The organism is Variovorax sp. Root473 (assembly GCF_001426505.1).
Classification (GTDB): domain Bacteria; phylum Pseudomonadota; class Gammaproteobacteria; order Burkholderiales; family Burkholderiaceae_C; genus Variovorax.
In genome coordinates, this window is sequence record NZ_LMEV01000017.1 from 1,716,660 (window position 1) to 1,729,291 (window position 12,632).

The following is a 12,632-nucleotide window of genomic DNA, read 5'->3' on the forward strand; positions in this document are numbered from 1 at the left end:
TCAGCGAGGCCAGTCGTCGCTACGAACGCCTTCAAAGAAGCCAGGGCCGACTTCGATACGCAGTGAAGAGTGACGGCGCAAGATCTTCTGCGCTATCTCGGGCGATGCGTAGTCCGTGAAGTCGAGGAGGTAGCCGTAGACCATTTCACCGCTACTGCCGTCCAACTCCATTGCTTCTACATCGGCGAGATTGCCAACCTCATGCAGTTCGAGGCCCAGCAGTTCGGCATAGGATTGCGATACGCTGCGCGGCGGTGGCTCGCCGTCGTGGTCGTCATCCCCCCAGTTCGTATCGAGTTCCGCTTTGGTGACTTGGCAGTCCACTGACCCAAAGCACTGGCTGCCCAATCGCTCCACGCTCAAAGTGCCCTCCACATTCACGATGTGGCCCGCGTAGGGACGCTCAGTGTCGATGCCCAAGCCAACATGGCCATCCAGGTCGATTTCCAGCGAGCTGCCAACGGGGACGTTTTCAGACTCAACCTCGAAATCGAAATAGACCTCATCAATGCCATCGTAATTGGCGTTGGCCATCTCGCTGTTCACGTCATCGTCTTCGATGACCACCTGATCCACATGCTCACGCAGATAGTTATCGAAGCCTGCGTGAGAGGCGTGAATGTGTGTGTGGGGTGCTCGTTCCTTGAAGGCTGCGTCGATCAGCTCATGCAGTTGGCTTGGCGCGGGGGCTGCGCCAAGTTCGCTGGCGCGCCTATCGAGCGAGTCGTAGTCGAGTACAACGTGGTAGACATTGCTCAAGTCTTTGGGTTCGAGTGCGGCTACCTGGGCGGCCTGGTAGGCGGCAAGGCTCTTGTAGCCGAGTGCAGCAACAATGATTTGCTGCGCATGGCCAAGCTGCACAGGGGCGGCCACAGAAACGCTGTTCTTGCGAACAGAATGGGCAAGGTCGGAAATGCCGATGGGCATACGATTCTCCTGATTTCAGCGCAGGCCAATCGAGCGATTACTTGGCCTACGCCCAGGCGATATCGCATGGTGGTGGCAAGAAATACGGGGGGAAAGCAGAACGCAGTCTTGATTGAGCCGCTCGAAGCTCAGGCGGACAGGGCCTTGCCCACATTGTCCGCGAAAAATCCGCCGAAGACAAATCCCGCGATGCCCAAACTGCATGGGCGTCCCCGGCCACCTGGGAGATGGCCGGTCGCGCTGTCGTGCTGCGCATCGAGCCGCCTGCGGCGTCTCGCCCCTGACGGGCTTCCATCGTTCCCTCGCTCCGCTCGGCTGACGCCTCCGGCCCGGCTTCCAGCTTCGGGCCTGCGCGCTTCGCTTGCCGTGCGGTCGGCGTGTGGGGAAGGCCGTTGCCTTGTCCAGCCGTCTCCCCTGACTTCATCACCTTCACCGCGACTGTAGCCCGCGCCCGTGTGCCGTCAAGGCGCGCAGGGCCGTGTCCTCGGCTGCGCCTGCGGGCCGCACCAACCCTGCGCTTGCCTCCTTGACGGCGCCCGTTCGCGCGCTCCTGACCGTCGCGGGCGATGAACTCAGGAAAGACGGTGGCAACAGGGCCAACCGGGTTCCTCGTGCCGACCGCACCGAACAGCCGAAAGGCTGGGCTCCGAATCTAGGAATCCGGTGTGCGGTTTTCTTCAACAGCCTTTTTGTTCAGGAGAAAGACATGCAACTCGCATCCCGTTTCGCTTCCCGCTCCCCTTCGCTGCGCAGTGACTACCCGCTGTCCGATGACCAGATTCATCGCGTGGCCCCGTCCATCTTCGCGGATGCCCCGCACGAAAGCCGTTCGCAGCGGTACGCCTATATCCCCACCGCCGCCGTGCTGACCGAGCTTCGCAAGGAGGGATTTCAACCCTTCATGGTGACGCAGACCCGCGTGCGCGATGAAGGCAAGCGCGAGCACACGAAACACATGCTGCGCCTGCGCCACGCCAGCCAGATCAACGGCGCAGAGGCCAACGAAATCGTGCTGCTGAACTCGCATGACGGCACCAGCAGCTATCAGATGCTGGCCGGAATGTTCCGCTTCGTTTGCAGCAATGGTCTTGTGTGCGGCGACACCGTGGCGGACGTGCGCGTACCCCATAAGGGCGACGTAGCCGGTTCCGTCATCGAAGGCGCTTTCGAGGTGTTGAGCGGCTTCGAGCGGGTGAAGGATTCCCGCGATGCCATGCGCGCTATCACGCTGGATGAAGGCGAAGCCGAAGTGTTCGCCCGTTCCGCGCTGGCCCTCAAGTACGACCCCACCGACAAGAAGCCCGCGCCCATCACCGAATCGCAAATCTTGATGCCGCGCCGGTTCGACGACCGCCGCCCCGACCTGTGGAGCGTGTTCAACCGCACGCAGGAAAACCTGACCAAAGGCGGATTGCATGGCCGCAGCGCCAACGGACGCCGCCAGCAGACCCGCCCGGTGCAGGGCATTGATTCCGATGTGCGCCTCAATCGCGCCCTCTGGATGCTGGCCGATGGCCTGCGCCAGTTGAAAGCCTGAACCGTTTCCCCGCCGGAGGGGCGGTTCCCCTCCATTCCCTTGTTTCACTCGATTGGAGATTCACCATGAACGCCGTTACCCAAACCGAAGCCCGCGCCGTCAATACCGCCGCCGCTATCCCGTTGGAAGCCGCCGACCCGACCAAGAACCTGATTCTGGTTCCACTGTCGCGGCTGGTGCTGCGCCCCACGGGCCGCAACGTGCGCAAGACCCCGCGCATGTCCATCCCCGAACTTGCCGCAAGCATCCAGCGTGTCGGCCTGCTGCAAAACCTGATCGTGATTGCATCCGCCGATGGCGAGCATTACGAAGTCGTGGCCGGTGGCCGTCGCCTCGCAGCCCTCAAGCTGCTGGCGAAAAAGCACCGAATCAGCAAGGAATGGGAAGTGCCTTGCCTGCTGGTGGCCGATGGCACCGCCCGCACCGCCAGCCTCACCGAGAACGTGCAGCGCGAAGCCATGCACCCGGCAGACCAGTTTGAAGCCTTCGCGGCGCTGGTGGCCGAAGGCCGCCCCATCGAGGACATTGCGGCGGATTTCTCCGTTACGCCGCTGGTGGTGCAGCGCCGCTTGAAGCTGGCGAACGTGTCGCCCCGCCTCATGGCCGACTATCGCGCCGATGCCGTGAGCCTTGACCAGTTGATGGCCCTTGCCATCACCGATGACCACGCCGCGCAGGAAAGCGCGTTCTACGATGCGCCAACCTGGCAGCGTCACCCGTCCAACCTGCGCGAACGCCTCACCGAAAGGGAAATCGACGCCTACCGGCATCCGCTGGTGCGCTTCGTCGGGCTGGACAGCTACGAGGCCGCAGGCGGTGGCATCCGCCGTGACCTGTTCGCCGAAGATGACGCGGGCGTGTATCTGACCGATGCCGCGCTGCTGGAAGGGCTGGCGTTCAATAAGCTGACGGGCATTGCTGCCGAGGTGAAGGCCGAAGGCTGGGCATGGGTGGATGCCACGCCAGGCGTGACCCATGCCGACCTGCACGCCTTCCAGCGTGCGCCGAAGGAGCGGCGCGAACCGAACAAGCGTGAAGCCGCACGCATCGAGAAGCTGCAAACCAAGATGCACGAACTGGCCGAAGCCGTGGATGCTGCGCTGGACGCTGACGATGAGGAAAAGGCCGACGCCTTGCAGGAGGAAGGCGAAACCCTGGGCGAGCAGTTGCAGGTGCTGGAAGATGGCTTGCAGGACTACGGCGCGACCGTGAAGGCCGCAGCCGGTGCCATCGTCACCATCGACCGCAACGGCGAAGCCGTGATTCATCGCGGCTTGATGCGCGAGGCCGAGGCCAAGGCGCTGCGCACGCTGGAAAGGCTGCGCCAAGGTTTCGGCAGCGAAGGCGAAGCCGCGAACGACGACGAAGGCGAGGACGACGAGCCACCCAAGACCGCCGCCATGTCCGACCGGCTGGCGCAACGCTTGAGCGCCCACCGCACCGCCGCGCTACAAATCGAAGTCGCCCGGCATCCGCAAGCCGCGCTGGCCGCCGTGGTGCATGGCATGGTGCAGACCGTCTTGCAGGAACGCCGCTACGGCCGCAGCCGTGATTCTCTGCCGCTGGGCGTGGGCCTCAAAGTGCAAGACCGGCTGGAAGGCATGGCCCCGGACTGGCCGGAAACTCCCGCCGCCGTGGCGCTGTGCGAATTGCAACAGGTGGCGGGCGAAGCCTTGCCGGAGGACAGCGCCGAACTGTTTGCCGCGCTGCTGGCGAAGCCGCAAGATGAACTGGTGCGGCTGCTGGCCGTGTGCGTGGCTTCCACGGTGGACGTGGTGACGCCCCGTGCCACACCGCACCAGCCCGGCGAGGAACTGGCGCAGGCCGTGGGCCTCGACATGGCTGCATGGTGGAAGCCGACCGCAGAAGGCTACTTCAAGCACGTTTCCAAGGCCGTGATTCTGGAAGCCGTGGGCCAGTACGCGCCCGAGCACGTCACGCGACTGGCGAAGTTGAAGAAGGCCGACATTGCCAGCGAAGCCGAGCGGTTGGCCGATGGCACGGGCTGGATGCCTGCCATCTTCAAGACCGAAGGCCCGGAAGCTGCGCCGCAGGAAACGCAGGCGCAGGATGCCCCGGAGGATGCCGAGGCAATGGCGGATGAACCCGCCGAGGCGCTGGCCGCTTGACCCGCGCCGAAGGCAAGCGCCCCGGCCTCGACCGGGGCGCTTCGCTGCAAGGAGAAGCCCCCATGACCCGCATCACCAGCAGCCGCCCGCGCATGGCGGCGATCTACGCGCCCAGCACGGTACGCGCTCGCCGCTGGCACGACGATGGCGACGTGCGCGGCTACCGCCCGCCCTCGGGCTGGTCGGCCCGCGCCGACCTCACCGACATTCACCCCATCACGGGCCGCGCCTTGCCGCGTGCCGTGTGGTGGCTCATCGAGACGAAGGAATAACCGCGTTCAGCACCGCGCCCAGGCCGTTCCGTCCTGGGCGCGGTGGACGCAAAATCCGGGCGCGGCAGTGGCCGCGCCCGGTGTTCAAGGCCAGCAGCCGAGTCAGAACGCCGCCGCCTTCGCGGTGGCTCAGGCGGTGGCGTTGAAGGCATCGCTGTAGCGCGCGATGCCTTCGGGCACTGGCCCATGCAGGGCCAGCGCCATGAAGTAGCCGGGCGGCACGCCCGGCAGTTGCAGGCCCGCATGGGCCTGAAAACCAAAACGCGCGTAATACGCGGGATCGCCTAGCAGCACGCAGCCTGCGGCCTGCATGGCCCGCAGTTCAGACAGCGCCTGCTCCATCAGGCGCGAGCCGATGCCGTGCCCCTGCCTTTGCGGCAGGACGGAGATCGGCCCCAACCCGTACCAGTCCTCAGCCTGGCGGCCGTGGCCGTCGGTGATGGTCACGGGCGACAGGGCCACATGGCCGATGATCTGGCCGTGTTCTTCGGCCACGATGGAAAGCGTCAGTTCGTTGGCAGTGCGCAGTGCGCGCACGATGAATTGCTCGGTGTGGCTGGTGTGCGGCGCATCGGCGAAAGCGGCCGTCGTGACGGCTTCGATGGCAGCAATGTCGTCCGGGGTTTCGTGTCGGAGCTGGAGAGTCATGGGCTTGTCTTGGGTTACTTCCTGAAAATATAGAACGGCCTGGGCGTGTCGGCGCGAGGCGCCGCCGGGCTTTCGGGCTGCGCCCCGTGCTTCGTGCCGAATCACGGCCATTCGGCTTCAATCCCTCACGCCTTCGCGCCTGTGGCGCTGCGCGCTTCGCTTGCGAGGAAGGCTGCGCCCCGCCGCAATGGGCGGAGCTTGTGGGGCTACGCCCCGGCTTGCTGCGGCAGGTTGTGCAAAAGCGTGCCGTCCTCGACGCTGGCGATTCGTTGCCTGTACGTCACGAAGGACGGTTCACCGACACACCGCTCGGCCTCGCCCGATGGAGCTTCCTCACCACGCCTCAAGCATGTGCCGCGAGCTGCGGCTGGGGCGCTCTGGCCTTGTCGTCGGGGCATTGACCTGGCCCGCGTCAGGGCGCAAGCCGGTGAAGCCGTCACGCGGGGATGCCGAGTCGGCCCTGTCTCCATTCGGGAGCGGGCGGCCTGTGCGTCCTTGTCTTGTTGTGAATCCTGGCGGTGGCGCGGCTGCGCCTTGGGCTTCATGGCCGCAACCTTCCAGCGAAAACAATTTCCCCTGCGCTGCGCGCATTCCTCGCGGGACAAATTCTTTTCGCCTCCAGGTTCTCCACGGTGTTGCGACCGCTGCGCGGTGCGGCCAGCCCATCCCCCGCCGGACGGATCACAACAAGGACGCACTGGCGCGACCTTGTTCAACCCGAAAGGAGAAATCATCATGGCCAACATCGGCACCTTCACCGCAGACAAAGACGGCTTCAACGGCCAGCTCCGCACCCTGACGCTCAACGTCAAGGTCAAGCTGGTTCCCAACGACAAGGGCAACAACGAGAGCGCCCCCGACTTCCGCCTGCAAGCGGCTGGCCACGACATCGGCGCGGCGTGGAAGAAAACCAGCGAGGCCGGACGCCCCTACGTGTCCGTGACCCTGGACGATCCTTCATTCCCGGCAACGGTCTATGCCCGCCTGATCGAGAACGAGGACGGCACGCACGACCTGATCTGGTCGCGCAACAAGCCCAAGGCGGCCTGACGGCCGCCCACAGCGCCCCGCCCATTGCGGCGGGGCGCTGTGCTGCTCATCGCAGCACCGCACGCACGGGGTTCGGCAACGGGTGCCTCTTGGCATGTTCACCAGGGCCGGTATTCATCGGTGGATGGCCCGCAGCCCGTGGCGTAGCAAGCCCAGGATGGCGTGTCGGCGCTGCAAGCGCCGCCGGGCTTTCGGGCTGCGCCCCGTGCCGGCAAGCCGTCACGGCCATTCGGCTCCAATCCCTCACGCCTTCGCGCCTGCGGCGCTACGCGCTGGCGCTTGCACTCCAGGGGAAAGCCCTGTGGGCTATCCCCGCCGCGCGATGCTTGGCGCCCCTCGATGCCGCCGAACCGGCTGCGCCGGATCGGCCCGGCCAGCGCCTACGGCTGGGCCGCTGCCGCGAGCTGGCTTTCAGCCTCGCTCATCAGCACCGCCGTGCTGCATTCGAGCGCGCCGGCAATCTTGAAGATCAGCGATAGCGTGGGCTGGTGTTCGCCACGCTCCACCTTGCCCATGTGCGAACGCTCGACGCCGGCCAGGTGCGCCAGCGTCTCCTGGGCGATGCCGCGTTCCGTGCGCAGCGCACGCACCGCCGCGCCGAAGGCTTGAGCCAGCTCGGCGTCGAAGGTGGTGGCGCCGGCCGGTCGGCCGGGCTGGACGGATCGCTTCTGCATGGACAGAAGCGTCGATTCGCAGCACAATTAAAACCACGTTATCTTTAACTCATTCATCAAAAGCTCACTGTTCTGCGCTTCTACAGAAATCCGCATTTGCGGGTTTCAACAAAGGCGCGAAATCACGGAACCGCCATCGTGTTTATGCCCAAATCCGCAGGTACGGCTTTGCGCTTTTGCGCTTCGGCGGATTCGTGCGGCCGGAGGGTGGCGCCATGACGGCACTCATCACCGAGGACGACCGCGCGCGCCTGCTGGCCCACGGCAAGGCCCGCGCCGCTGGCGAGGCCATCGACCCGGTGCCCGTGGTGCGGTTGTTCACGCCGGACGCGCATGTGACCTGGCTGCTGGCCGCGCTCGATCCTGCGGACGGCGATACGGCCTACGGCCTGATCGACCTCGGGCTGGGGATGCCAGAGCTGGGGACGGTGAAGCTGTCCGACCTGGCCGGCATCGTCGGGCCGCGCCAGCAGCCCGTGCTACGCGACCTCTATTTCCGCCCCACGCGCACGCTGTCGGAATACACCCGGCTGGCCGAGCGCGACGGAGCGATCCCGGACTGAATACGGCCTACTGTGACTTTTTCAGTCTGGCGTCATGCCGGGCAGGTCTCAATCGGGATTCTTGCGGCATACCCCGGCCAGTCTGATCGAAACAGTCATGATGCCTGGCTTGGGTTGCGGCAGGCTGGCCGATACGGCGTCCCACGGTCGGGGCGCTGCCACCGCCGCATTGAGACGGAAACCGCAACGCATCGGAGCCAATCGGTCTTGACAACCCCAGTCACCATTTTTACCCATGACGTTCTGACGATGGCGATGTAGCGCGTAGCCCAGCCGTGGCGGCGATTCCTGTTCCCAGGAGGTTGCGTCATGGCCGACCGCGCCGCCGAGCCTTGGTATCCGACTGCCGCGTATCTGTACGTGCTGCATCTGGACAGCCTTGCGCTCGCCTGGGAGTACCTGCGCAGGCACCCCGACTACCGGCTCGACTGGCTGCGCCATCGTCGTCGGTCGCAGGCGGCACAGGAAGCGGCGCAACGCTGGGGCTTGCGCCTGCTGGAAGACCCGGCCCTGGATGCGCGCGACGCGCATCCGGCCTGGCTGCCCGGCCACGCTGCGATGGTGCAGCTCTACCCGGATGAAGATCCGCCACCCGATGCCTCGATCTTCGCGTTCTGGCGCATCCCTGGCCATAAGCAACTGCTCCATGACGGCAAACGGCTGGCGCTGATCGCGCGCAGCCCAGGCCATTGCCTGCGCTTTGCGCTGGCCCCCGGCCTGGAAGACGGCATGGCTGTCGCCTATGCCCATCGCGGCGGCACTGCCGCGCCTGTGCGCGGTCATGTGCCCGGCGTGACCTTCGCCGCCACGCCCAGGCCAACACCTTCCGCGCTGCTGGAACTGCACACCTTGCAGGCGCTCGACGCGACCCTGGCGGGCGCGTCCTCGCGTGAGGTCGGCGAAGGCTTGTTCGGTGCCGACGCCGTGGCCGACTGGTACGCCGACGGCGGCTTGCGCTCCAAGGTGCGCCGCTTGGTGCGGCGTGGCGATGCGCTGATGCGCGGCGGCTATCGCCGCCTAGCACAGCTTGCGCCGCTTGAGAAGGGTCGTTTTGAAGGCGACGCAAAACGACCCTGAGCAAGTGGGCCGCGTTTTCTGAGACTGCCTCCATCCGGTTGCGCTGTGTGGCCGGAGCTTTGAAAGCTATGGAGGTTCACACCATGCGTCCTGCTCCCTTGCGGCCTGCCGCCGCTGTCTCGACCGCTGCCGCGCAGCCCCAACGCTATCTCACCAACGACGAAGCCGCCGAGTACCTGCGCCTGTCGCCGCGCACGCTGGAAAAGCAGCGCGTGATCGGCGGCGGCCCGCGCTTTCGCAAGTTCGGCCGGCGGGTCATGTACGCCGTGGCCGACCTCGATGCCTGGGCCGCCGACCGCAGTTTCGAGACGACTTCCGATCCCGAGTACGCCGAGCACCACTCGGCCGACAGCCGTGCGCGCTGATCGGCGGCGCGTGGATGGCCTTCGCCATGTCCACACCCTTGCAGGAGCGCGAACAGCTCGACCTGTTTCGCGCGCTGCCGGGCGACATGGCGCCACGCGACAGCCAGGACTTGATGGCCTTTCCGTTCTTCTCGCTGGCGAAGTCCAAACGGGTCAAGCCCATCGACTTCCGGGCGGGCAACGTGACGATCCGCGTGGAAGGCACGCAGGAGCACGGCATCGCCACGATCTGGGATGCCGACATCCTGATCTGGGCCGCCAGCCAGATCGTGGAGGCGCGCGACGCGGGCCTGCGGCCTTCGCGCTTGATGCAGGTACGCCCCTACGAGGTGCTGCGCTTCATTGGGCGCGGTACGTCGCTGCGCGACTACCAGCGCCTCAAGGCTGCGCTGGATCGGCTGCAATCGACCACGGTGGCCACGTCCATCCGCGAGACGACCGGGCGGCGATTGCATCGGTTTTCCTGGATCAACGAGTGGAAGGAACTGGCCGATGCCAGCGGCACGCCGCTGGGCCTCGAACTGATCCTGCCGGACTGGTTCTTTGCCGGCGTGCTCGACGCCGCCCTGGTGCTGACCATCGACCCGGCGTATTTCCGGCTCACGGGCGGCATCGAGCGGTGGCTGTACCGCCTGGTGCGCAAGCACGGCGGGCGGCAGCCGGGCGGCTGGCAATTCGACTTCCAGCACCTGTACCGCAAATCGGGCAGCGTGGCGCGCTACTACGACTTCGCCGCCGACCTGCGGGCGCTGGTGGCGCGGCAAGCCTTGCCGGGCTACCTGTTGGGCATCGAGCACGCGTCCGGGATTTCCTCGCCGCTGCTGACCTTCCGGCCCGTGCCGCAAACGGCACGGGGATAACTTCGGGAGAGTCTGTGGATGGACTCGTGCTATCAGGCAACAGAGGTGTCGTGCTATCAGGCAACGAATCCTCGTGCTATCAGGCAACAAAATCGGCCGCAAACCCGCGCCAGCACTGGGTTTCGCGTCCCTCTAACTTCCCTAACTTAAATTCTCTAACTTTTAGTAGAAGCGCCGCGCCACGGTGGATAACCACCACACGGCATGAAAGGCAGCAGCAAAAGCCCGGCTTTCCAGCATGGAGGGCCAAGCCATGATCGTTGCTCTGCTCAATCAGAAAGGCGGCGTGGGCAAGACCACGCTCGCCACGCACATCGCCGGCGAGCTGGCGATGCGCGGGCAGCATGTCATGCTGCTGGACGCCGACCCGCAGGGTTCATCGCTAGACTGGACACAGCGCAGAAGCCAGCAAGGCTTGCCAAGGCTGTTCAGCGCCGTGGGCCTCGCACGCGAAACGCTGCACCAAGAGGCGCCAGAACTCGCCAGGCGGGCCGATCACGTCATCATCGACGGCCCGCCCAGGATCGCTGCCTTGGCGCGTTCCGCGCTGCTGGCGGCCGAGCGCGTGCTGATTCCCGTGCAGCCCAGCCCCTATGACCTGTGGGCCAGCGCGGAGATGGTGGCGCTGATCCGTGAGGCGCAGGTGTTTCGGCCAGCGCTGCGCGCGGCCTTCGTCATCAATCGGCGCGTCAGCACCACCGTGATCGGGCGCGAAGCGCGCCAGGCTCTGGCCGACCAACCGCTTCCTGCGCTGCGCGCGGAAGTGCATCAGCGCATCGTGTTCGCCGACAGCGTCGCCGCTGGCCGGCTTGCACGCGAGACGGCGCCGGACAGCACCGCCGCACGCGAAATCACTGCGCTGGTCGATGAACTATTGCGGTGGACGACATGACAACGACGCCGCCACCGAACAGCAAACGCACGGCCAAGCGCGTCGGCATCGGCGCGCGTCCGCCCGCGAATCCGCACGCCGAGGCGTGGATTCGCCAGGGCGATGCCGATGCGCTGGGCAAGGGCGACCTCTACACGGCTCGCCTGACCCTCGACATCACGCCCGCGATGCGGGCGCGCATCAAGGTGTCGGCCTTCACGCAGGGCGTGACCGTGGCCGACCTGCTGCGCGGCCTGCTGGAGCGGGAGTTTCCAGAGCACCGCAGGGAGAACACCCCATGACTGCATCCGTTTCGTCTGCCGCCGCGCCTGTTGCGTGCGCGGCCACGGCTGCGCACGCAGCACCTTCCGGCCAGCCTGCCAGCACGCCGCTGACGCGCGTGGCGCTGGCCTACATCGAACCGCGCTTCAAGCTCTACCTGCGCTTCGGCGAACCTGCGCGCACGCTCCAGCTCGACCGCTGGCGGCGCTGCGCGGTGTTCCTGCCGGGCGCCATGTTCAGCCGCATCCGCTGGCAGGCCAACGACTACGGCACGATCCGCTGGCAGCTCATGGTGATGCAGGCTTGCACGCCGCTGGATGCGGCGCAGCGCATCCCCGGCGTGCAGCCGGGCGCGCGCCTGCTGCTGCACGCCGAGGGGGAGAACCAGGTGCGCGCCGTGCTGGAGCGCATCGACGCCATCGAGGCGCTAGGCATCGCGCCATCCGCCGCTTCGCCCGTGTACTGGCGCACGCTCGCCAACCGGCTCGCTGCGCGTCTGCCGCTGCCCGAATACACCGCCGAGCGGCACGCCGCCTGGCTGACCGGGAGGGCACTGCCATGACCGCCGTTTCGACTGCCGGCGCCGCGTCGCGTCCTCGCTCGCCCCGCGCACGTTTGCGCGCTCGCCTCGTACTGGCGGGCCTGTCCGCCTGCGGCCTCGCTGCGCTGGCCTGGGCGTCCTTCGTGCAGCCGCTGCCGCGCCTGATCTACAACCCGTCCGACAGCGTGGCGGTCGGCTGGTATCGCGTCAATCCGCAGCGCCACGGCACCGGCTCGCTGCCGCGTCGGCTGGAAGTGGGCAGCATCGTCCTGACCACGCTGCCGCCAGACGCCGCCGCGCTGGCCGCGCAGCGCGGCTACCTGCCGGCGCGCGTGCCGCTGCTCAAGCGCGTGGGCGCCATCGCGCCGCAGGAGGTGTGCATCACTGGCCGCATCGTCCGCATCGACGGCGTGCCTTCGGCCGCTGTGCTGCCTGCCGACCGCTGGGGCCGGCCGCTGCCATCCTGGCAGCAGTGCCGTCGCCTCGAACCCGGTGAACTGTTCCTGCTCAGTGTGACCAACCCGGCGTCGTTCGACAGCCGGTATTTCGGGCCGGTCAGTGTGGGCGCCGTGATTGGCGTCGCGCATCCGGTCTGGCTGGAGTCCCGCCCATGATGGCCGCCGACTTGCTGCACGTTGCCGTGCATCTTGTCGTGCCATCGGGCGTGTCGTGCTGCTGGCCGTCGCCGTGTCGTCGCGCGTGCAGTGCGAGCGCATCCGCGCCGCACTTCGCGCTGCCTTCGGCGCAGCCGTCCAACGTGCAGGTGTCTTGCCTCGAACGCGCCCGGCCTGTGGCCGTCGCTGCGTTCGCCGGCGTGCTGGCTGCTCGTGCAGCAG

At 66.5% G+C, this 12,632-nt stretch carries 15 protein-coding genes and 1 pseudogene; 13 read left to right on the forward strand and 3 right to left on the reverse strand.

Features of this window, described 5'->3' with window-relative positions:
• On the reverse strand, window positions 1–927 hold the full coding sequence (locus tag ASD34_RS21435) for a hypothetical protein (protein WP_056581617.1): 927 nt from the start codon (window positions 925–927) through the stop codon (window positions 1–3).
• A 706-nt stretch (window positions 928–1,633) separates the two neighbouring features.
• Here ASD34_RS21435 and ASD34_RS21440 point away from each other — a divergent pair.
• From ASD34_RS21440 to ASD34_RS21450, 3 genes are all read left to right on the forward strand, one after another.
• Window positions 1,634–2,464, forward strand: a complete 831-nt coding sequence (locus tag ASD34_RS21440; protein ID WP_056581620.1) for a DUF932 domain-containing protein — start codon at window positions 1,634–1,636, stop codon at window positions 2,462–2,464.
• Between the two features lie 65 nt (window positions 2,465–2,529).
• On the forward strand, window positions 2,530–4,593 hold the full coding sequence (locus ASD34_RS21445; RefSeq protein ID WP_056581626.1) for a ParB/RepB/Spo0J family partition protein: 2,064 nt from the start codon (window positions 2,530–2,532) through the stop codon (window positions 4,591–4,593).
• A 62-nt stretch (window positions 4,594–4,655) separates the two neighbouring features.
• Entirely contained in the window at window positions 4,656–4,865 is a 210-nt protein-coding gene (locus ASD34_RS21450) for a hypothetical protein (protein ID WP_056581629.1), read from the forward strand.
• A gap of 129 nt (window positions 4,866–4,994) precedes the next feature.
• On the opposite strand, the gene ASD34_RS21455 is transcribed toward ASD34_RS21450, so the two are convergent.
• Entirely contained in the window at window positions 4,995–5,513 is a 519-nt protein-coding gene (locus tag ASD34_RS21455; RefSeq protein WP_056581635.1) for a GNAT family N-acetyltransferase, read from the reverse strand.
• Between the two features lie 735 nt (window positions 5,514–6,248).
• Between ASD34_RS21455 and ASD34_RS21460 the strand changes: the two genes are divergently transcribed.
• Entirely contained in the window at window positions 6,249–6,563 is a 315-nt protein-coding gene (locus ASD34_RS21460) for a DUF736 domain-containing protein (RefSeq protein WP_013517162.1), read from the forward strand.
• A gap of 380 nt (window positions 6,564–6,943) precedes the next feature.
• Here the strand turns inward: ASD34_RS21460 and ASD34_RS21465 are convergent, their stop codons facing one another.
• Window positions 6,944–7,237, reverse strand: a complete 294-nt coding sequence (locus ASD34_RS21465) for a helix-turn-helix domain-containing protein (protein ID WP_056582604.1) — start codon at window positions 7,235–7,237, stop codon at window positions 6,944–6,946.
• Window positions 7,238–7,452: 215 nt separating this feature from the next.
• On the opposite strand from ASD34_RS21465, the gene ASD34_RS21470 reads away from it, so the two are divergent.
• The 9 genes and pseudogenes from ASD34_RS21470 to ASD34_RS28355 form a co-directional block, all read left to right on the forward strand.
• Window positions 7,453–7,800: a DUF2958 domain-containing protein gene (locus tag ASD34_RS21470; RefSeq protein WP_056581638.1), complete on the forward strand. Its 348-nt coding sequence runs from the start codon at window positions 7,453–7,455 to the stop codon at window positions 7,798–7,800.
• Window positions 7,801–8,109: 309 nt separating this feature from the next.
• Window positions 8,110–8,877, forward strand: coding sequence for a DUF2285 domain-containing protein (locus ASD34_RS21475; protein WP_056581641.1), 768 nt, complete (start codon window positions 8,110–8,112; stop codon window positions 8,875–8,877).
• Between the two features lie 83 nt (window positions 8,878–8,960).
• The gene (locus ASD34_RS21480) at window positions 8,961–9,242 is read left to right on the forward strand and encodes a helix-turn-helix transcriptional regulator (RefSeq protein ID WP_013721771.1); all 282 of its coding nucleotides are present in this window, start codon (window positions 8,961–8,963) and stop codon (window positions 9,240–9,242) included.
• Between the two features lie 14 nt (window positions 9,243–9,256).
• On the forward strand, window positions 9,257–10,102 hold the full coding sequence (locus ASD34_RS21485) for a replication initiator protein A (protein ID WP_369882130.1): 846 nt from the start codon (window positions 9,257–9,259) through the stop codon (window positions 10,100–10,102).
• Between the two features lie 253 nt (window positions 10,103–10,355).
• Window positions 10,356–10,994 (forward strand): ParA family partition ATPase, encoded by a 639-nt coding sequence (gene parA / locus ASD34_RS21490; protein WP_056582609.1) that lies wholly within the window; start codon window positions 10,356–10,358, stop codon window positions 10,992–10,994.
• Window positions 10,991–11,275 carry a hypothetical protein gene (locus ASD34_RS21495; RefSeq protein WP_056582611.1) on the forward strand — a complete coding sequence of 95 codons (285 nt, stop codon included), beginning with the start codon at window positions 10,991–10,993 and terminating at the stop codon, window positions 11,273–11,275. Before parA ends, ASD34_RS21495 begins: the two co-directional genes overlap by 4 nt.
• Window positions 11,272–11,817 (forward strand): DUF2840 domain-containing protein, encoded by a 546-nt coding sequence (locus ASD34_RS21500; protein ID WP_056581644.1) that lies wholly within the window; start codon window positions 11,272–11,274, stop codon window positions 11,815–11,817. Before ASD34_RS21495 ends, ASD34_RS21500 begins: the two co-directional genes overlap by 4 nt.
• Window positions 11,814–12,410, forward strand: a complete 597-nt coding sequence (locus tag ASD34_RS21505) for a S26 family signal peptidase (protein WP_056581647.1) — start codon at window positions 11,814–11,816, stop codon at window positions 12,408–12,410. The genes ASD34_RS21500 and ASD34_RS21505 overlap by 4 nt, the downstream gene beginning before the upstream one ends.
• Window positions 12,407–12,632: pseudogene (locus tag ASD34_RS28355) on the forward strand (hypothetical protein); the annotation flags it as partial. The gene ASD34_RS21505 and the pseudogene ASD34_RS28355, both read left to right, overlap by 4 nt.